The sequence below is a fragment of the Agathobaculum sp. Marseille-P7918 genome (genome assembly GCF_964248325.1).
Taxonomy (GTDB): domain Bacteria; phylum Bacillota; class Clostridia; order Oscillospirales; family Butyricicoccaceae; genus Agathobaculum.
The window spans coordinates 190,932-208,224 of record NZ_CAXTXI010000004.1; the positions used below are offsets into that span (position 1 = coordinate 190,932).

Sequence of the window (17,293 nt, forward strand, 5' to 3'; positions counted from 1 at the left end):
TGGTTATCTATTGCGGCATTAGTCGTGTCAACCATTGCCCTATGTACGGCGATGCTGAAATGAGAGATGCTGCAGCAGCTACACCGGCAAAGAAAAGCGTCATATTACTTTTCCAGTGCTTGGAGCGCCGGGATTCAAATTCTTCCTGTAATGGGTTCTTCAGGGTGACAAGTGTATGCATATCCATATTGTCATCGCTAAAGTCAAGCTGATAGTCAAGCTGATCCTGTAGGTCTAGGTAATCTTCAAGAGATGTATTTTTGATAATTTTATCAACATACCGATAGCGGATAATGGCTTTGCACAGCTTGTATTGCTGTTTGGTCATTGTCTAGCATCTCCCTTCCGCTTCCATGGTAACACATGGAAGTGGAAGGGGCAAGAAGCGATAGGGAGGTGATAGGGGTGAAGTTTATTAGGGAGTATGGCTTACCCATCCTTGTATCAGTGGCCACAACTCTTTTATTCCATGTATTAATAGGTTGGTGACTAATGTAACTAAAAAGAAGCGATAGGGAGGTGAGCGTTTGGATCAATCCTTGCAATTTCATGATGAAATCATCTTGAGGTTTAGGCAGGGTCGATTGCAGGAAGTCATTATCGACGGTATACGGCAAAATGATGTGAAAGCCTTTTCAATTGCGGCATCTCCGACGCAAGTCGCTTCCTACCTGATTGAGCATTCGACCGTATATTCAGATTCCTGAGAACAAGAACCGGAAAGGGGTGAATAACATGAAAACCATCAAGCGATACCGCGAAGAGCGCGGTATCAAGCAGACCGAATTGGCCGCGCACTTCGGTATTGCGCAGTCAACCGTGGTCAAGTGGGAAAGCGATGGTAAGTACCCACCCGGCCGAGTGATGGCCGAGCTTGCGGCCTTCCTCGGCTGCACGACCGATGAGCTGTATGAAACGAAAAAGGAGGTGAGCTGAGTTGAGCAAACAAGGTGATTTGCAATTCGTTGCAAACATTGAGAAGTATCGTGTTTTGTCGGGGCTGCCGGACCACACAGCGCTTGCCAAGCGAATCATGGTATCGCGGCAGCTACTGCACCGGCGATTGGAACAGCCGGGCGATCTGACGGTTAACGAACTGCGTCGGATTTCGACTGTGCTGGGCATGCCCGCAGAGGAAATGCTGTCACTGTTCAAGTGATGGGTGCATTATAGCATGAAAAAGGGAGGAAAACCAGTTTGTCAAAATACAGAAATATCTATCAAACTGCGCGCGAGCTGAAAGGTTTGACGCAGGAAACCGCAGCTGAGCGACTGGACATCTCGGTTGAGAGTCTGGGTGCGTATGAGCAGGATCGCCGACGGCCGCCAGATAGCACGGTTTTACGCATGGCACAGCTTTACGATTTCCCGTATCTGTGCTACCAGCATATCGCCGCAGGTGATTTGGGCGGCGTACTGCCTGAGGTGCAATCTAAACCGCTGGAGCAGGCGACGATGCGTCTGGTGCGGTTGATTGGCAAGTTTGCCAAAACGGGCCGACTGGATCAGCTGCTTGAGATCAACGAGGATGGCGTTATTACATCTGAGGAACGCCCGCTGCATGATGCAATCATGGCAGAACTGCGGGAGATCATGGCGACATATCTCGAATTGGATTGTGCGGCGCAAAAGGAAAGCGCCCAGAGCGGCGGCAACCGCGACTGAGCGCAAACAAAATTGAACTTACTTACAGGATACCGGAAAAGCCCGGCGCTGTCAAGAGGGCCGCGCCGGGGGAAAGGGAAAACATGAAACTCGTAGAGGTGAAATTTGAGATCCCGGAAGAACTTGAGCCGCGTATTGCGGCGTTAGCTGCGGAAATGGGACTATCTTTTGATTTGGCCGCGCAGCTATTGCTGTGGGACGGATTTGTCACGCACTTGCGCAGCTCGATTGAGCGGGCGGAACGAGAATTGCGAGAGCAATTGACAGGGGAGGTGGCGGTATGATCTACGCCATCCTTGCCATGCTCGGGGTAGGCTGCGCCTACCTCGCCCTTGGCATGCTGGTGGACAGGCTCACCCAGCCGATGGAAAGGCGGTGGCGGCGGTGAAGACGGAAGGTATTTCCCCTGCAAAAGCGTTTGGGGCGGCATTACGTGCCATTCGACGCAGAAACGGAGAAACACAGGAAAAAGCTGCCGAAGCAATCGGGATAGCGAAAAGCTCTTTTGCGAAATACGAGCGTGGAGAACATGAACCAAGTTTTTGCGTGTTGCAGCGCATTGTCGAGCACTATAAAGTCCCAATAGAATACTTTTTGAAGTTTAACACCCCAGCAACGTCAAATTTGACTTTACTGCTGGACATTAGACAACAGTGCGCCGAGCTGGAGCAGCTACTCGCTCGTGCCGCTGAGCTGACGCATGCGCTGCGCGTGCTGGCCGAGAAGGGAGGCGGCGCGCCATGATGTTTCAGTTCAATACAGAGGTCGCCAAAATCACCAAAAGTGCGGACGAAGCCGCATTTGTGCATCACATTTACTACTGGGTCGTCTGGAACCGTGCGCGCGGTCAAAACCTGCGGGACGGAAAGTATTGGACATATTCCAGCATGCAGGACTTTTGCAAAGAGGATTTGTTTGACTATCTCACGCCGCGCCAGATGGAGCGGGTCGTGCGCAACTGCATCGAAAAAGGCTTGATTGAGACAGCCTGTTTTAACGAAGATGGACGGGATAAAACCAAGTGGTATACCATTACCGAAACGGTGAAATGCATTTACGCAAATGGTGAAATGCAATCAACCGAATGCGTGGACACATTCCACCAAACGGTGAAATGTATTAAAGGAACAGATAAAAGACCAGATAAAAGAAATACAGATATACTTCCCCTTTTTGACCGTTTTTGGGGCGCGTACCCACGCAAGGTGAGCAAGGCCGATGCCAGAAAGGCCTTTGCGAAACTCAACCCCGACGGGGAACTGGTGGAAGCGATGCTGCGGGCGCTGGACTGGCAAAAGCGCCTGCCGGAGTGGACGAAGGACGGCGGGCAGTTCATTCCGTACCCTGCGACATGGCTCAACGCCCGCCGCTGGGAGGACGAGCCGGAGGGCAGCCCCACGCCGCCGACGCCGCCTGAACGCAAGGAGGACGAATACACATGGCTTTGACGGAACAAGCGCTCAAGCTGTACAACGACGCCGAGCAAAGCGTACTCGGCGCACTGATTGCGGACGCGCCGATGAACGCCGCCGACGTGTTCCGGCAGGTACGCTCGGAGGACTTCCTCAACGGCGAGCGGCGGTACATCTTCGACACCTGCCGGGCGATGTTCGCCCGAAATGACCAGATTGACCCGTACACCGTGCGCGCCGCGTGCGGCACCGAGTACATCGAGCTAGTCAAACAACTGGCCGACATGATGATGACGCCCAGCAACTGCGCCGCCTATGTCCGACAGCTGCGCGACTGTGCCATCCGCTACCGGCTGGACGCGCTGCTGCACGAGACGCGGTCGCACATCGCTTACGCCGCGCCGCTGCCCGAGGTGGCCGCGCTGGTCGAGCGCATGCAGACCGTGCTGGCGTCGGGCAGTGAGGATCGCGGCAGCGACATGAACGCGCTGCTGCTGGACTACTTTTCCCAGATGGACGAGCGGCCGAAGTTCCTCGATTGGGGCTTCCCGTCGGTCACGCAGGCGCTCGAAACCGAGTTAAACCTCGGGCAGTATGTCATCCTGTCCGCAGAGCCGTCGGCAGGCAAAACCGCGTTTGCGCTGTCAGTTGCGGTGGCGCTCGCGCGGCAGGCGCGCGTGACGTTCTACACACTGGAAACGGACAAGCGCCGTCTGATGCAGCGCATCATGGCGCGTACCGCGCTGGTTGATTTGGGACACATCAAGGCGCGGCGGTTCACTGCACCCGAGCTGGAGGCACAGGCACGCGCCAAGGCCAAGCTGTTAAACCTGCCATTTCGCATTGTGCATGCGAGCGGCTGTACGGCCGAGCAGATTGCAGCCGACGTCAAGGCATCGCGCACCGATGTTGCCATCATCGACTATTTGCAGCTGATCGAGCCGTCCGACCCGCGCGCGGATGAGTACACCACAATCACGCACAGCACCAAGACGCTGCAACAGCTGACGCGGTCGGGGCGCGTGGTGCTGGCGCTTAGCCAGCTCAACCGGTCGGGCGACCTGCGTGGCTCGGGACAGATTTTGCAGGACGCGGACGCAGTGCTGCGCATCGGCACACCCGATCGGAAGAAGCTAAAAACGCCGGAACAGTTCAAGGCGTGTGATGCCGACCAGCTGCGCGTCATCAAGATTGCGAAAAACCGCGACGGATCGCGCCGCACACTGCCGTTCTGGTTCGAGGGACGGTATCAGCGGTTTGTCGAGCAGTGGGACGGCTTCGACGAGGCGCAGGTCATCCAGATGGAGGACGACCCGTATAAACAGACGAAAATCGAAACCGCATAGGAGGTACATACATGAGCAAGTTGATTTACCAAGAGGCGAACGAGGACGAGGAGGACGACGAGACATGAAAACCATCTCAATCGTCAACCTCAAAGGCGGTGTCGGCAAGACGGTGACTGCAGTCAACCTCGCGGCGATCCTCGCCACCGAGTACAATGCGCGCGTGTTGCTGATCGACGCTGACCATCAGGGCAACGCCTCGCGGTTTTACCGCATCCCGGCCGAGCCGGGCACGCTGGCCGACCTGTTCGAGGGCATGTGCCTGTGCTATTCCGACCTTGTCCAGCACACGATCTACCGCGGGCTGGACGTCATCCCGGCGGACATGTCGCTCGCGGCGCTCGACCTCGACGGCAGCCTGCCGGGGGATGCAAACGGCGGCACGCCGCGCGACCGTGCGCTGCGCGTGCTGACCGACCTGCGCGATGCGGTCATCGAGGACGACGCCTATGATTATCTTGTTATCGACTGCCCGCCCGCGTTTTCGGTCGCGTCGATCAGCGCGGTGGCAGCGTCGAGCGATATCGTCATCCCGGTCAAGCCGGGCGCATTCGAGATCGACGGCATGGCCGAGCTGCTGCGGCAAATTGACAGCATCCGGCGGGTCAACGGCGCAGTGCAGGTGGGTGTGCTGCTGACCATGTGGCACAACGCGGACGTGGTCCGCCAGGGCGAGGACTGGCTGCGGGCAAACTGCCCCGTGCCGGTGTTCCAGACCCGCATCCGCCGCACGGACAAGGTGGACGAAAGCACCTTTGCGCGCGAACCGGTTTGCCAGTGGTCGCCGACCTCGGCCGCTGCGCGCGATTACCGCGCGTGGGTGCGCGAGTATCTGGGAGGTGGCGCAGATGGCGCGGAAAGTTAACGTCGGCGCGATGGTCGCGCACGATGTGTTCAAATTGGACACATCGCCGATGCAGGTCGTCCAGATCCCGCTCTCGCAGCTGCTCGTCAACGAACACAACTTTTTCACAGTCGAGGATGTGCAGGAGCTTGCAGACGATATTACGCTGAACGGGCTGTACAGCCCGCTGACCGTGTGCGTGGCAGAGGAGGGCAAATACCGCATCGTCGCCGGACACCGCCGCCGCAAGGCGCTGGAGCTGCTGGGACGCAAGGACGCGCCCTGCATCGTCAAGAATTATGATGGCGAGGACAGTGAGATGGTCGCGCTGATCCAGTCCAACCTGACCAGCCGCGAGCTGACCTACTACGAGAAAATGCAGGCGGTAGTGCTGCTGGAGAAGGCGCTGCGCAGCATGAAGGAGCGGGGCGTAGAGCTGCCCGGCCGTCTGCGCGACCACCTCGCCGAGCAAGTAAGCGAGAGCGCGTCTGCCGTTCACCGCATGCAGTACATCCACAAGAACTTGTCGCCCGCGCTGCTGGAAGCCTTGCGGCGCGAGCAAATCGGCGAGTCGGTCGCGGACGAGCTGGCGCACAGCCCCAAGAAGGTGCAGACCGAGTTCGAGCAGCGACTGGCACGCGGCGAGACTTTCCGCGCGCAGGATGTCAAGGCCGCGCGGGACAAGCCAACCGTGTCGGACGGCGTGGTCGATGCATTCCTGCTGCGGCACATTGCAAAAGGACACGAAGCCGCGCTGTACCGTGTTCTGCATGACAGCCAGAGCATGGCGGCGAGCCGGTTGATAGAGGAAGTCAAGGATGCGCTGGTTTTTCGCGGATACATGGGCGGCGATTCAGAAGGCGTGCAGTATGTCCTCACAATCAGCGGGCTGGAGGTGAAAAAGCCGTTTCAGGGCAAGCTGTCGTGGTCGCAGATCGTGCAGCGTCTGCGCGGCATGGTGGAGAGCGGCAAGATCGCGCCGCCTGCGGACGAACACACGCCGGAAGAACAGACGCTGCGTCAGCTGGACGAGCAGATGCAGCAGGCGACCGCAGAGCTGCCGCAGGTGGATGGTAACGGTCATGTGTGCGTGACTGGGCTGAACTCATACGGTGTATGCGGTTCGGCGCAGTGCTGCGGTCAGCCGTATGCGTGTTGCATGGCTTGTCCAGAGCCGTGCAACATCCGCTGCGGATATCTGCCAAAGCCGCAGCCCGCACCGGTTTGGCACCCGTACCCGGACGAGCGCCCGGAGGAAGGGCAGACGGTGCTGACGCTGAGTCATAACAATTACAATCGGGGCAATTATGCCGCCTATGTCTATCGCGCGGGCGGCTGGTACTTGCCCGAGTTCCCGGATGATGGCCTGATGACGGTAGATGTGAGATGGTGGTCTGCCGAGCTGCCGCCGGAGGTAGTCAAATGAACCTGTCCGACTGCACAAAGGCCGATTTGCTATGGATCATCAAAACAATGTGCAAATATGATTTGTCCGACCGCAATCTGCGCCTTGCACTCAATGATCTGGAATTTGAAAAAGAACAGGAGCGGCTCGACCGTGCGGATCAGGCGCTTCAAACCGCATCTGCCGCGTTACAGCGGTATATCGAATTGCTCAAACCGTATGAGGGCATGCCGCTCTTGGAGGTGCCGATGGACGTTTTGCAGCAGGCCGACGCCGCGCTGGCTGAGTCTCGCGCCGCGAATAAGCAGTGGGCGAAGTTGATGGGAGTGAAAATAAAATGAGCCTAAAGCCGATCTTGTTTGACACCAAAATGGTGCTCGCGCTGCTGGAAGGCCGAAAGACGGTGACGCGGCGCGTCGTGAAACCGCAGCCGCCTGCCGCTTCGACAGTTTCCAAAATCGGAAAAGCGTATGGGTGGTCGCGTGGGAAAGATAGTCAGCCCAAATATCTCATGAAGCAGCCATACCAGCCCGGCGATGTGCTGTATGTGCGAGAGACATTTCGAGTTGACTACTTGTCCAATATTGTCGGGAGCGGTCGTGTCCGGTATAAGGCCGATGGTTCGTATGCAGACATTCATTTTTCAGCCGACCGATACGATATGATGCGTCGGGCGCATCGAATGGTCTGGAGGTCGAGCGAGAACATGCCGCGAGAAGCTGCCCGTATCTTTCTGCGGGTGACTGGCGTGCGGGTTGAGCGGTTGCAGGATATCTATCTGATAGATTGCGAGAAAGAGGGCGTACAGCTCAATTTTATTCAGGAGACAAATTTGGTCATGCAAGGCATCTTGGCAAGAAAAAAGTTCGCCGAGGTGTGGGACAACACTATCAAACCCGCTGATCGTGTCCGCTGTGGCTGGGAAGCTAATCCGTGGGTGTGGGTGATCGAGTTCGAGCGGGTTGAGAAACTGGCAAAAAATGACCTTGACGGCGAAAATCCTTGACAAATCCGAAATCTGCGGATATTCTGAAAAATCATCAAAACGGGCATGGGAGGCTGCGGCCTCCCTGTATCCGTTTCGGTTTGTGTCCAATTTGAACACGGAGGTAGAAATGGCCAAAAGGCGCAAAACAGTCGTCGCAGGGCGACTGGTGTTTGAAACAGCATACACGGCCGCGCTGCCATCGGACGCGGAGCATGTGAGGCAGGCGAAGATGAAGATGTCGAGCGCAGCGCGACGACGGCTTAACCTTAAGGCTGCGTGCCGACAGCTTGAGCTGCTGATTGCCGCCAACTTCACGCGGCACGATCTGGTTGTCACACTGACCTATGACGATGAGCACCTGCCGCAGAGCCGCGCCGAGGCGGTGAAGAATCTTAAAAAGTTCTTTCGGGCGTTGCGGGAAACACGGCGACGGCAAGGACTGCCCGACTTGAAATACATCTATGTGACGGAAAGCAAGCACGAACACGGCCGCTGGCATCATCATGTGATCTTAAACGGAACAGGCAACGACATGGAAACGATTCGGTCGCTATGGACATACGGTGAGCAGGTCAACATCGAACCGCTCGACGATACCCAATACCGTGCGCTGGCCGAGTATCTCGCCAAGGAACCGCGCGAAGCTGGGTCATCCAATGGTAAGCGCATGTGGACGCCGTCGAAAGGACTGACGCGGCCGACCGTACAATCCGATTGGATTGACGACCGCGCGACGCTGGAGCCGCCGCCCGGCGCGACTGTGCTGGAATCGGTCACCGAGCGCAACGAGTGGGGCGAATATGTGTATCTGAAATATCTGCTGCCCGACCCGAAGCCACGACGATGTCGAAAGAGCCGCCGGAAGAAAAACGAATAGCCTATTTCTTTTTCTCGAAACCCATGTATATATAACGAACAGGGTCATAGAAACCGCGCCGACGGCGTAGACAGGAGGCAAAAACGAGTGTACAATAAAAATCAGAGAATAAAGATCGTGTGCCCGCGATGTGGCCGCACGACGAGAGTCCAGGTCGTTCCTGGCGAGACCAAGCTGCAGCATTTCCCGCTGTGGTGCGAAAAATGCAAACAAGAGTCCACCGTCGATTTTGACGGCGTGAGCCAGAACCCGTTGAGGTCCGAGCCGACTGCGTAACATCCCCGTGAGGGTGTTGCGAGGTCGGCTTTTTCTTTTGCCCGAAAGGAGGGCGTGCCATGAAACCCATTGCCGAGATTGCGGACGAGTACGCCGCGAACGTCGAGAGCATGAAGCGCCAGCGCGCGGCTTTGTACGAGCGCATGCAGGCCGAGCCGCAGGCGGAGGTGCGCTTCCGGCTGTACCGGTCAATCAACTCGATCAGCAAGGCCATCGGCGACAGCCAGTACGCGATTGCGGTCATGCGGGGGAATATCCGTGGCTAAACCGTGGGCGAAAGCGTTCTACAACTCAGCGGCGTGGCAGCAGACGCGGCTGGCCTACATGACACACCGGCACGGCTTGTGCGAACGCTGCGGCGCGCCCGGCCTGATCGTGCATCACCGCAAGGCACTGCGGCCGCAGGACATGAACAACCCAAAGCGCACGCTCGGCTGGGATAACCTCGAGCTGCTGTGTCACCGCTGTCACGACCTCGAGCACATGGCAAAGCATCCGGCGGCGCGCTGCCGGTTCGATGCGGACGGAAATATACTCCCCCCATTCCCGAAAAATCGCTGACCTCCCTCAGACCGCATCCCCAGAGAAGAATTTTGCTGAGTGGGGCATGCGGGAGGGGTGTAGCAGAAAGGAGCGGCGAAATGCCCAAAATCACGATCGACACAAGAATCAAACGCGAGCGCGAGCAGCTCGAAAAAATCTTTGCAGGGCTGGACGAAAACCGCCGGAATACCGCCGCTTCCCTGATCGAAAACGCGGCTTTTATGGCCGTGACGCTGGCTGATCTGCGCAAAACCATCACGGAAGAGGGTGTCGTTTCCAAGTACCAGAACGGCGAAAACCAGTGGGGCACCAAGAAGTCGCCCGAGGTCGAGGTGTACAACACGATGGTCAAAAACCAGACCGCGATCATCAAGACGCTGTGCGATATGCTGCCCGCAGGCGACGCTGAGGGTGACGCGCTGCGCGCATGGCAGAAAGCCAACGGGAGGACGTTGCGATGAACGTATGCAGAGCCTGTCCGATGCTGAACAGCCAGGGCGTGTGCGACACGGCGCTGCGCCGTCCCGAGTATATTCGCCGCTGCCCGCACGACAAGCTGCGGCGCGCTGTTTACAAGGCGCAGCGCAAGAAGGGGCGACCGCCGGATGGCTGATCCCCGTCTGGCGCGCGAGCGCCTGCTGCGCCGCATGGAGCGCGAAGCGAAGAAAAATCCCGCACCGAAGGGCGAGCACTGGCTCGAGCAATACGCTTGCGCGGTGCTGACCGGTGATATTCTCGCCTGCCGCAAGGTGCGTCTGTTGTGCGCGCTGCTGCTGGATAAGATTCGACGGCCGGAGAAGTACAAGCCGTGGGTGTTCGATTTGGACACCGCGAATGTCCACATCGCATTCGTCGAGCGGTTCTGCAAGCAGCCGCAGGGACAGCTTGGCGCGCCGCTGACGCTTGAGCTGTTTCAAAAGGCGCGCTGGCAGGCGATCTTCGGCTTTGTCCACCGGGACACCGGCCTGCGGCAGTATCAGGAGGTCATGATTGTCGAGGGGCGCAAGAACGGCAAAACGACCGAGTGCGCCGCGCTCGAGCTGGATCTGCTGGTCAACGACAACGAGGGTGCGCCCGAGATTTATTCCATCGCGACCAAGCGGGAGCAGGCGGCGAAGTCGTACAACGCCTGTGTCAACATGCGCAAGCAGTCGCCCGAGCTGTTCCGCGCCATCCGCAAGCGGCAGGGCGACCTGTATTATCCGGCAAACCTCGGTACCATTTCGGCGCTGGCGTCGGCCGCCAACAGTCTGGACGGCCTGAACGCCCACGGCGTGCTGGTGGACGAGCTGGCAGCGATCAAAAACCGCGCGATCTACGACGACATGAAGCAATCCATGTCCGCCCGCGAGCAACCGCTGCTGTTTTCCATCTCGACCAATGGCTTTGTGCGCGAGTGCATCTTCGACGCGCAGTATACCTATGCCGCGGGTGTGCTCGAGGGCACGATTACGGACGACACGTTCCTTGCGTGGATTTACGAACTGGACGAGCGGGACGAATATCACGACGAAAAAAACTGGATTAAGGCAAATCCCGGTCTCGGCACGATCAAGAAGGTCGAATATCTGCGGCAGATGGTCAAAAAGGCCGACAATGACCCGTCTTTCCTGCCGACCGTGCTGGTTAAGGACTTCAACCTCAAGGAAAACGCCGCAACCGCGTGGCTGACGTGGGCGGAGTGCTCCAACCCCGAGACCTTTGACATCGCATTCGATTACTGCATCGGCGGCATGGATGCGGCCGACAGTATCGACCTGTGCGCCGCAACGGCCATCTGCCAGCGGCCGGGCGATCCGAAGATTTACCGGCGCAGCATGTACTGGCTGCCGCAGAGCGTCTTGGACGCGGACGCGGCTGCCGGCAACCGCCGCGAGCGGGACAGCGTGCCGTATTCGCTCTGGGTCAAGCGCGGCCTGATGCGCGCCGTGCCGGGCAACAAGGTGGATAAACAGGTGTTGCTCGACTGGTTTAAAGAGCTGCGCGACGAGGACGACCTGTATGTGCGCTACATCGGCTATGACCCGTGGCACATCGACGACAGCCTGCTCGACCGCTTCAAGGCCGAGTTCGGCGCGGAGTGTATGATCCCCGTGCGGCAGGGCACGCTGTCGCTTTCCCAGCCGATGAAGGACCTCAAGGCTGACCTTGCCGCCGGTCTGGTGGTGGATAACAACAATCCGGTTGATAAATGGTGTCTGGTCAACACCGAGGTGCGTGCCGACATCAACGGCAACATCCAGCCGGTCAAGGTGACCGACGGACGCCGCCGTATCGACGGTACGGTCGCGTTGATCTGCGCCTATAAGGTGCTGCAGGACAAGCGCGACGACTATGTGAACATGAACGAGGAGGCATGACATGGGGCTTTTTGAAAAGCTGTTTCCGCGGCGGCCGCCGGGCGGGGATGCGCGGGCGTTCTTCAAGACGCTCACCGCCTATCAGCCGGTTTACACGACCTATCGCGGCGGGCTGTACGAGATGGAGCTGACGCGCGCGGCGATCGCGACCTTTGCGCGGCATTGCAGCAAGCTACATCTGGAGCTGACAGGCGATGCGCGGCCGGAGCTGGCGCGCGTGCTGGGGCAGCAGCCCAACCCGTGGATGGACGCGAGCAAGTTTTTGGCGCGGCTCGCCACCATCTACATGGTGCAGAACAACGCCTTTATCGTGCCGATGGAGGACGCGGCGGGCAGGCTCGTCGGGTATTTCCCCGTGCTGCCGCAGCAGTCCAGCATCCGCGAGGTGGACGGCGAGCCGTATCTGCTATACCGCTTTTGGGGCGGGCAGAACGCCGCGATCGAGCTTTCCCGCGCGGGGATTTTGACCCAGCACCAGTACGAGGACGACTTTTTCGGGTCGGATAATCGGCCGCTCGCCCCGACCTTGCAGGTTATGCACACACAGGATGAGGGCATTGTAAACGGTATCAAGAACGCGACCACCATCCGCTTTCTCGCGCGGCTTGCGGGCAACCTCAAGAAAAAGGACATCGACGCCGAGCGCGAGCGCTTCGCGGAAGATAATCTTCGGGGCAACGACACGGGCGTGATGATGTTCGACAGCAAGTACGCGGATGTCAAGCAGATCGAGAGCACGGCGCTCGTGGTCAACCCGCGCCAGCAGGAGCTGATCCGTCAGAGCGTATTCAGCTACTTTGGCACGAATGAGAAGATTCTCACCAATACCTACACTGAGGACGAGTGGAACGCCTACTATGAGGGCTGTATCGAGCCGTTTGCCATTCAGCTTTCGCTCGTGCTGACCGCGATGACCTTTACGCCCGCCGAGATTGCGCAGGGCGCGGGCATCATCGCGACGGCGAACCGCCTGCAATACGCGAGCAACAACACCAAGCTGAATATTGTGACGCAGCTCTTTGACCGCGGCTTTCTCACCCACAACATGGGCCTTGAGATTTTCAACATGCCGCCGGTCGAGAACGGCGACCGGTATTTCATCCGCAAGGAATATGCAGAGGTGTCCAAATTGAACACCGAACCAAAGGAGGGCGAGGACAATGGCGATCACGCCGGAGACCCGTGACTACCGCACGTTTGAGGTGCGGGCGCTGCCGCAGGAGGGCGGCGACGGGCAAAAGCAGTGCCGCGTCGAGGGGTACGCTGCGGTTTTCGATGAGGAAACCGTGCTGTACGAGTACGACGGCATCCAGTACAAGGAAGTCATCGACCGGAACGCATTTTCGGGAGCAGAGATGCGCGATGTCGTGATGAATTTCAACCACGGGGGCAAACCCGTGGCGCGGACGAAGAACGGAACGTTGACCCTGACAGTCGACACCAAGGGTCTGCACATTGCAGCTGATCTCGGCGGCACCGAGGAAGGGCGGAGGCTCTTTGATGAAATCCGGGGCGGCTACATCGACCGGATGTCGTTCGCGTTCACCGTCAACAAGCAGGAATACGACCGCGCCAAGCATCTGCGCCGCATTACCGGTTTCCGGCGCATTTTCGACGTGGCGGCGGTCGACATCCCGGCTTATGACGGCACCAGCATTGCGGCGCGCTCGTGGGCTGCGGCGGAGGCCGAGCACGAGCACGCGGAGGCGGACAAACGCCGCAAGCTGGCACTCAAGCTCAAACTCAGCGGAATCACAAAGGAGGAAACGTGATATGCCTATCAATGCCAACGCCAACACCGACCGCCTGACCCAGATCGAGCAGCGTCTCGCTGCCATCCAAACCGCGCTTGATGCGCCGGACGCCGACCTCGATGCGCTCACCGCCGAGGCCGACGGCCTGATCGCGGAGCGCAAGAACCTGCTCGACAAGGCAGAACAGCGTCGCCAGCTGCTCGGCCGCATCGCCACCGGCACGGCGGGCAACGAGGTGCGCCGCTTCCCGACGGCGCAGCCGCCCGAGGAGCGTTCTTTCGGCTATGACAGCCCGGAATACCGCACCGCATGGCTGCACACGCTGATGCGCTGTGACCTGACCGAAACCGAGCAGCGCGCGTGGACGACCGCGACCGGCTCGGCAGGCCCGGCCGTGCCGACGCAGACGGCAAACCAGATTCTTTCGAAGGTGCACCAGTACGCGCCGCTGCTGGACAAGATCACGCTGCTGCGCGTGCCGGGCAATGTGACATTTGCGGTTGAGGGCGAGGAGCCGGACGCCGCCTACCACAACCAGAACGACGACATCACTCCGAGCGAGGACGGACTGACTCCGATCACGCTGTCCGCATACGAAGTGACCAAGCTCGTGCAAATCTCCAAGTCCGTGCAGAAAATGGCAATTGACGCTTTCGAGAGCTGGCTCACCGACATGATCGCGAAGAAGATCGCCAAGCAGATCACCGCGACCATCCTGACCGGCACCGGCTCGAGCCAGGGCAAGGGCATCGAAAAGGCCAACACATGGGCAGAGGGCAATTCGGTGACCGTTGCAAGCGGCGGAACGCTTACCACGGCGGATGTTTTGAATCTCATTTCGCTGCTGCCCGGCGGCTACGACGCGAACGCAAACTTTGTGATGAGCAAAAAGACGCTGTTCACGGACTTTATGCCGCTGCAGGACAAGAGCAAAAACGACCTTGTGCGTATCGAGGGCGGCAGCTATTACATTTATGGCTATCCGGTGCTGATTGACGAGCGCGTGGCCGACCACGAGGCGTATCTCGTCGACCTGTCCACGGTCATCGGCAATATGCCGGAGGACGTGACGATCACGAGCGATTTTGACCTGACCAAGAATGCGTTCCTGTTCCTCGGCAGCGCGATGTTCGACTGCCAGCCCGCGCAGGCGGACGCGGTGCGCAAGCTGGTCAAGGCTGCGGGTTGAGCTGATGGAGCTGGAGCGGTTCAAAACCTACGCCCGCATTGACCATGCGGACGAGGACGCGCTGATCGAGGCCATGCTGACGGCGGCGGACAATGCGGTGCGCGACATGACGGGCAAAGACCCGCCCCAAACGGGTGACGAGCTGTTCGACATGGCGGTTTTGCAGCTGGCCGCGCACTGGTACGAAAACCGCACGCCGGTGACCGACACGGCGGTAAATGAAGTGCCGTTTACCTTGCAAGTGCTGCTAAACCACATCGCCTTGTCCAGCCGCTACCCGGAAAAGGAGGCCGCCGATGAGCCTGACCAATGACCTCAAGCACCGCCTGACGGTGTTCAACAAGCAGCCGTTCACCAACGATATCGGGGAATCCGATTACGAGTACGCCCCGGACGGCACAATCTGGGGGGCGCTGACGGTCGTGTCCGGCCGCACCGAGACCCTGCCGGGCGAGACCGAGCGGGCGGCGGTGACGCACAAGCTGACCATCCGGCCGCGCGCCTGCCGCTTGACGACCTCGACCTACTTCGAGTATCAGGGGCAGCGGTACGACGTGCAGTATTGGCAGCCGCACTACAAGCGGCGCGACCGGCTCGAGGTGTTTCTGAAGCTGGTGATCGAAGATGGCGCGTGATGGCATCGACCTGTCCGAGCTGGACGAGTTCACCGACCGGCTCATTCAGTCCTCCAAGGAGGCAAGCAAGGCGCAGCGCAAGTTTTTACAGCAACAAGGCAATAAACTCAAGCGCAAGACTAAGGCGCAGGCACGGCTGGCCGGTATCCAGCAGCACAGCGGCAATTATATGAAGGGCATCAAACGCGGCAAGGTCTGGAAAGAGCGCAACGGCGCGCAGGCCGTGCGTGTGTACTCGAATGCACCGCCCGCGCATCTGATTGAGGACGGCCACGACCAGACGGTTAATCCCGGCAAGGGGAAAGGCAATGGTCACGGCGTCAAACCCGGCAAGGGCATCGGCCGCAAGGTGGGCCACGTAGAGGGCCGCGAGGTGTTTCTCAAAGCTTATGAGGCGTTTGCACCCGAGTATGAACGCGCCAGCGAGGAGGTAGTGGATGAGATGATCCGAAAGATATGAAAATTCGAGATATCCGCGGGGCGCTGGCTGCATTTGTTTTGCCCCTTGTGCAAGGCGCCGAGGTGATGCGGCCGGATGACAAAAAGCCGCTCAAGCGGCCATCCTTCAAAATCGACGTGCTGCCGGTCAGTGGCGGCCCGGCCTGCGACGGTGCGCGCGAGTATGAGGCCGACATCGACATCTGGTACTATCCCAAGTCCGGCGACCGCCCGCGCGACGAGTGCGACACGGTAGCCGAGCAGCTGCTGGACACGCTGGGCGAGGGCTTTGCGGTTGGCGGCATCTGGCTGCCGCTGGATGAGGATATCACGATCGACACCTCGCAGGGCGTGCTGGTCGCGCAGTTCGGCATCTCATGGGTCGAGACCGCTGCCGAGACCGGCGAATACATGGAAACCCTCAACTACAACGGAGAGGAGCTGACAACTTAAATGGCAATCACCATGCCGAAAATCGAGGTGACGTTCCGGCAGCAGGCGACTTCGCTCATTGCGCGCAGCGCGCGGGGCATCGCGATCCTGATTATCCGGGACGACACCGACAAGGGCTTTACGCATAAACAGTATGCAGACCTTGCCGCTTTGCAGGCGGACAAGGCGCTGTACACGACCGAGAACTACAACGCGATCAGCGATATGCTGAGCTTTGCGCCTTATCAGTCGCATGTGTTCAGATTGGACACCGAGGGCACGCTGGGCGACACGCTTTCTGAAATCAGCCGCACGGTCAAAACCGGCTGGCTGACCATTGCGGGGCAGAGCGCGGAGGACGGCGCGGCGCTTGCAAGCTGGGTCAAGTCGCAGGCGGCCAAGGCCAAGAGCTACAAGTGCATCGTGCACAATATCACGCCGCTGCCGGACGACATGCACGTTGTCCATTTCGTGAACGAAAAGGTGACGTTCACGGACGAGCGCGGCGAGCAGGACGGCGTCGCTTACCTGCCGAGCCTGCTGGCCATCCTTGCAGTGTGCAACGTCGAGCGCGGCTGCACGAACTATCTGTGCAGCAATCTCGCGTCCGTGCAAGAGGTCGAGGACAATGACGCGGCGGTCGGTGCGGGCAAGTTCATTCTGTTCCACGACGAGGAGAGCGCGGTGCGCATTGGTCAGGGCATCAACTCCCTGACCTCCCTCGACGGCAACACCAAAACCGAGGACATGCAGTTCATCGAGACGGTCGAGGCGATGGACCTGATGCGCGACGACATTACATCGACGTTCCGCAGCACTTATCTGGGCAACTACCGCAACACGCGCGACAACCAGATGCTGTTCATCGCGGCGCTCAACTCGTCCTATTTCCGGCAGCTCGCGCAGGAGCTGATTCTCGACCCGGACTACGCAAACGCCGCCAGCATCGACGTGGAAGCGCAGCGCGCGGCGTGGGTGTCGAGCGGCAAGGCCGAGGCCGCCGACTGGGACGACGACAAGGTAAAGGCCACGCCGTTTAAGCGTACCGTGTACCTTGCGGGCAATGTCAAGATTTTGGGTTCGATGACCGACCTCATTTTCCCCATCAATTTGTTTTAGGAGGTGCTGA

Annotated in this window: 28 protein-coding genes; 27 read left to right on the plus strand and 1 reads right to left on the minus strand. The window is 59.0% G+C overall.

The genetic code is table 11. The annotated features are described in order from the left end of the window. Positions 1–7: 7 nt before the first annotated feature. Positions 8–328: a hypothetical protein gene (locus ACESSO_RS07870; RefSeq protein WP_373164491.1), complete on the minus strand. Its 321-nt coding sequence runs from the start codon at positions 326–328 to the stop codon at positions 8–10. A 199-nt stretch (positions 329–527) separates the two neighbouring features. On the opposite strand from ACESSO_RS07870, the gene ACESSO_RS07875 reads away from it, so the two are divergent. The 27 genes from ACESSO_RS07875 to ACESSO_RS08005 all read left to right on the plus strand — a co-directional run bounded on the left by ACESSO_RS07875 (position 528) and on the right by ACESSO_RS08005 (position 17,283). Next, entirely contained in the window at positions 528–707 is a 180-nt protein-coding gene (locus ACESSO_RS07875; RefSeq protein ID WP_297274521.1) for a hypothetical protein, read from the plus strand. Between the two features lie 28 nt (positions 708–735). Continuing rightward, positions 736–936 (plus strand): helix-turn-helix domain-containing protein, encoded by a 201-nt coding sequence (locus tag ACESSO_RS07880; protein ID WP_373164492.1) that lies wholly within the window; start codon positions 736–738, stop codon positions 934–936. 1 nt (position 937) lies between these two features. Beyond that, the gene (locus ACESSO_RS07885) at positions 938–1,159 is read left to right on the plus strand and encodes a hypothetical protein (RefSeq protein WP_290572767.1); all 222 of its coding nucleotides are present in this window, start codon (positions 938–940) and stop codon (positions 1,157–1,159) included. 38 nt (positions 1,160–1,197) lie between these two features. Beyond that, entirely contained in the window at positions 1,198–1,665 is a 468-nt protein-coding gene (locus tag ACESSO_RS07890) for a helix-turn-helix domain-containing protein (RefSeq protein ID WP_373164494.1), read from the plus strand. An 83-nt stretch (positions 1,666–1,748) separates the two neighbouring features. Beyond that, the gene (locus ACESSO_RS07895) at positions 1,749–1,949 is read left to right on the plus strand and encodes a hypothetical protein (protein WP_373164495.1); all 201 of its coding nucleotides are present in this window, start codon (positions 1,749–1,751) and stop codon (positions 1,947–1,949) included. A gap of 91 nt (positions 1,950–2,040) precedes the next feature. Continuing rightward, a complete protein-coding gene (locus ACESSO_RS07900; RefSeq protein ID WP_373164496.1) occupies positions 2,041–2,409 on the plus strand; it encodes a helix-turn-helix domain-containing protein in 369 nt (122 codons plus the stop codon). Further along, positions 2,406–3,113: a hypothetical protein gene (locus ACESSO_RS07905; protein WP_373164497.1), complete on the plus strand. Its 708-nt coding sequence runs from the start codon at positions 2,406–2,408 to the stop codon at positions 3,111–3,113. The genes ACESSO_RS07900 and ACESSO_RS07905 overlap by 4 nt, the downstream gene beginning before the upstream one ends. Continuing rightward, a complete protein-coding gene (locus ACESSO_RS07910; protein ID WP_373164499.1) occupies positions 3,104–4,423 on the plus strand; it encodes a replicative DNA helicase in 1,320 nt (439 codons plus the stop codon). The genes ACESSO_RS07905 and ACESSO_RS07910 overlap by 10 nt, the downstream gene beginning before the upstream one ends. A gap of 64 nt (positions 4,424–4,487) precedes the next feature. Further along, positions 4,488–5,288 carry a ParA family protein gene (locus ACESSO_RS07915; RefSeq protein WP_373164500.1) on the plus strand — a complete coding sequence of 267 codons (801 nt, stop codon included), beginning with the start codon at positions 4,488–4,490 and terminating at the stop codon, positions 5,286–5,288. After that, on the plus strand, positions 5,272–6,693 hold the full coding sequence (locus ACESSO_RS07920) for a ParB/RepB/Spo0J family partition protein (RefSeq protein ID WP_373164501.1): 1,422 nt from the start codon (positions 5,272–5,274) through the stop codon (positions 6,691–6,693). The genes ACESSO_RS07915 and ACESSO_RS07920 overlap by 17 nt, the downstream gene beginning before the upstream one ends. Next, the gene (locus ACESSO_RS07925; RefSeq protein WP_373164502.1) at positions 6,690–7,013 is read left to right on the plus strand and encodes a hypothetical protein; all 324 of its coding nucleotides are present in this window, start codon (positions 6,690–6,692) and stop codon (positions 7,011–7,013) included. The genes ACESSO_RS07920 and ACESSO_RS07925 overlap by 4 nt, the downstream gene beginning before the upstream one ends. Beyond that, positions 7,010–7,678, plus strand: a complete 669-nt coding sequence (locus ACESSO_RS07930) for a hypothetical protein (protein ID WP_373164503.1) — start codon at positions 7,010–7,012, stop codon at positions 7,676–7,678. The genes ACESSO_RS07925 and ACESSO_RS07930 overlap by 4 nt, the downstream gene beginning before the upstream one ends. A gap of 109 nt (positions 7,679–7,787) precedes the next feature. After that, on the plus strand, positions 7,788–8,537 hold the full coding sequence (locus ACESSO_RS07935) for a hypothetical protein (RefSeq protein WP_373164504.1): 750 nt from the start codon (positions 7,788–7,790) through the stop codon (positions 8,535–8,537). A 117-nt stretch (positions 8,538–8,654) separates the two neighbouring features. Continuing rightward, positions 8,655–8,813, plus strand: a complete 159-nt coding sequence (locus ACESSO_RS07940) for a cysteine-rich KTR domain-containing protein (RefSeq protein ID WP_297274542.1) — start codon at positions 8,655–8,657, stop codon at positions 8,811–8,813. Between the two features lie 59 nt (positions 8,814–8,872). Then, positions 8,873–9,079: a hypothetical protein gene (locus ACESSO_RS07945; protein ID WP_373164505.1), complete on the plus strand. Its 207-nt coding sequence runs from the start codon at positions 8,873–8,875 to the stop codon at positions 9,077–9,079. Beyond that, entirely contained in the window at positions 9,072–9,374 is a 303-nt protein-coding gene (locus ACESSO_RS07950; protein ID WP_373164506.1) for an HNH endonuclease, read from the plus strand. The genes ACESSO_RS07945 and ACESSO_RS07950 overlap by 8 nt, the downstream gene beginning before the upstream one ends. A gap of 80 nt (positions 9,375–9,454) precedes the next feature. Beyond that, positions 9,455–9,817, plus strand: a complete 363-nt coding sequence (locus ACESSO_RS07955) for a hypothetical protein (protein WP_373164507.1) — start codon at positions 9,455–9,457, stop codon at positions 9,815–9,817. Then, on the plus strand, positions 9,814–9,969 hold the full coding sequence (locus tag ACESSO_RS07960; RefSeq protein ID WP_373164508.1) for a hypothetical protein: 156 nt from the start codon (positions 9,814–9,816) through the stop codon (positions 9,967–9,969). The genes ACESSO_RS07955 and ACESSO_RS07960 overlap by 4 nt, the downstream gene beginning before the upstream one ends. Beyond that, entirely contained in the window at positions 9,962–11,716 is a 1,755-nt protein-coding gene (locus ACESSO_RS07965) for a terminase large subunit (protein ID WP_373164509.1), read from the plus strand. The genes ACESSO_RS07960 and ACESSO_RS07965 overlap by 8 nt, the downstream gene beginning before the upstream one ends. 1 nt (position 11,717) lies before the next feature. Beyond that, positions 11,718–12,902 carry a phage portal protein gene (locus ACESSO_RS07970; RefSeq protein WP_373164510.1) on the plus strand — a complete coding sequence of 395 codons (1,185 nt, stop codon included), beginning with the start codon at positions 11,718–11,720 and terminating at the stop codon, positions 12,900–12,902. After that, positions 12,877–13,488, plus strand: coding sequence for an HK97 family phage prohead protease (locus ACESSO_RS07975; protein WP_373164511.1), 612 nt, complete (start codon positions 12,877–12,879; stop codon positions 13,486–13,488). The genes ACESSO_RS07970 and ACESSO_RS07975 overlap by 26 nt, the downstream gene beginning before the upstream one ends. Before the next feature lies 1 nt (position 13,489). After that, on the plus strand, positions 13,490–14,659 hold the full coding sequence (locus ACESSO_RS07980; protein ID WP_373164512.1) for a phage major capsid protein: 1,170 nt from the start codon (positions 13,490–13,492) through the stop codon (positions 14,657–14,659). A gap of 4 nt (positions 14,660–14,663) precedes the next feature. After that, the gene (locus tag ACESSO_RS07985) at positions 14,664–14,972 is read left to right on the plus strand and encodes a head-tail connector protein (protein WP_373164513.1); all 309 of its coding nucleotides are present in this window, start codon (positions 14,664–14,666) and stop codon (positions 14,970–14,972) included. Next, positions 14,956–15,294, plus strand: a complete 339-nt coding sequence (locus ACESSO_RS07990; protein ID WP_373164514.1) for a head-tail adaptor protein — start codon at positions 14,956–14,958, stop codon at positions 15,292–15,294. Before ACESSO_RS07985 ends, ACESSO_RS07990 begins: the two co-directional genes overlap by 17 nt. Then, on the plus strand, positions 15,284–15,754 hold the full coding sequence (locus tag ACESSO_RS07995) for an HK97 gp10 family phage protein (RefSeq protein ID WP_373164515.1): 471 nt from the start codon (positions 15,284–15,286) through the stop codon (positions 15,752–15,754). The genes ACESSO_RS07990 and ACESSO_RS07995 overlap by 11 nt, the downstream gene beginning before the upstream one ends. Further along, positions 15,751–16,185 carry a DUF6838 family protein gene (locus ACESSO_RS08000; protein WP_373164516.1) on the plus strand — a complete coding sequence of 145 codons (435 nt, stop codon included), beginning with the start codon at positions 15,751–15,753 and terminating at the stop codon, positions 16,183–16,185. The genes ACESSO_RS07995 and ACESSO_RS08000 overlap by 4 nt, the downstream gene beginning before the upstream one ends. Then, positions 16,186–17,283: a phage tail sheath C-terminal domain-containing protein gene (locus ACESSO_RS08005; protein ID WP_373164517.1), complete on the plus strand. Its 1,098-nt coding sequence runs from the start codon at positions 16,186–16,188 to the stop codon at positions 17,281–17,283. Positions 17,284–17,293: the final 10 nt, after the last annotated feature.

Coding starts and splice junctions, on each gene's coding strand:
- ACESSO_RS07960 (WP_373164508.1), top strand. CDS start 9,814: ATGAACGTATGCAGAGCCTGTCCGATGCTGAACAGCCAGGGCGTGTGC.
- ACESSO_RS07925 (WP_373164502.1), top strand. CDS start 6,690: ATGAACCTGTCCGACTGCACAAAGGCCGATTTGCTATGGATCATCAAA.
- ACESSO_RS07955 (WP_373164507.1), top strand. CDS start 9,455: ATGCCCAAAATCACGATCGACACAAGAATCAAACGCGAGCGCGAGCAG.
- ACESSO_RS07920 (WP_373164501.1), top strand. CDS start 5,272: ATGGCGCGGAAAGTTAACGTCGGCGCGATGGTCGCGCACGATGTGTTC.
- ACESSO_RS07985 (WP_373164513.1), top strand. CDS start 14,664: ATGGAGCTGGAGCGGTTCAAAACCTACGCCCGCATTGACCATGCGGAC.
- ACESSO_RS07930 (WP_373164503.1), top strand. CDS start 7,010: ATGAGCCTAAAGCCGATCTTGTTTGACACCAAAATGGTGCTCGCGCTG.
- ACESSO_RS07990 (WP_373164514.1), top strand. CDS start 14,956: ATGAGCCTGACCAATGACCTCAAGCACCGCCTGACGGTGTTCAACAAG.
- ACESSO_RS08000 (WP_373164516.1), top strand. CDS start 15,751: ATGAAAATTCGAGATATCCGCGGGGCGCTGGCTGCATTTGTTTTGCCC.
- ACESSO_RS07935 (WP_373164504.1), top strand. CDS start 7,788: ATGGCCAAAAGGCGCAAAACAGTCGTCGCAGGGCGACTGGTGTTTGAA.
- ACESSO_RS07905 (WP_373164497.1), top strand. CDS start 2,406: ATGATGTTTCAGTTCAATACAGAGGTCGCCAAAATCACCAAAAGTGCG.
- ACESSO_RS07880 (WP_373164492.1), top strand. CDS start 736: ATGAAAACCATCAAGCGATACCGCGAAGAGCGCGGTATCAAGCAGACC.
- ACESSO_RS07895 (WP_373164495.1), top strand. CDS start 1,749: ATGAAACTCGTAGAGGTGAAATTTGAGATCCCGGAAGAACTTGAGCCG.
- ACESSO_RS07870 (WP_373164491.1), bottom strand. CDS start 328: ATGACCAAACAGCAATACAAGCTGTGCAAAGCCATTATCCGCTATCGG.
- ACESSO_RS07995 (WP_373164515.1), top strand. CDS start 15,284: ATGGCGCGTGATGGCATCGACCTGTCCGAGCTGGACGAGTTCACCGAC.
- ACESSO_RS08005 (WP_373164517.1), top strand. CDS start 16,186: ATGGCAATCACCATGCCGAAAATCGAGGTGACGTTCCGGCAGCAGGCG.
- ACESSO_RS07965 (WP_373164509.1), top strand. CDS start 9,962: ATGGCTGATCCCCGTCTGGCGCGCGAGCGCCTGCTGCGCCGCATGGAG.
- ACESSO_RS07915 (WP_373164500.1), top strand. CDS start 4,488: ATGAAAACCATCTCAATCGTCAACCTCAAAGGCGGTGTCGGCAAGACG.
- ACESSO_RS07945 (WP_373164505.1), top strand. CDS start 8,873: ATGAAACCCATTGCCGAGATTGCGGACGAGTACGCCGCGAACGTCGAG.
- ACESSO_RS07970 (WP_373164510.1), top strand. CDS start 11,718: ATGGGGCTTTTTGAAAAGCTGTTTCCGCGGCGGCCGCCGGGCGGGGAT.
- ACESSO_RS07975 (WP_373164511.1), top strand. CDS start 12,877: ATGGCGATCACGCCGGAGACCCGTGACTACCGCACGTTTGAGGTGCGG.
- ACESSO_RS07910 (WP_373164499.1), top strand. CDS start 3,104: ATGGCTTTGACGGAACAAGCGCTCAAGCTGTACAACGACGCCGAGCAA.
- ACESSO_RS07980 (WP_373164512.1), top strand. CDS start 13,490: ATGCCTATCAATGCCAACGCCAACACCGACCGCCTGACCCAGATCGAG.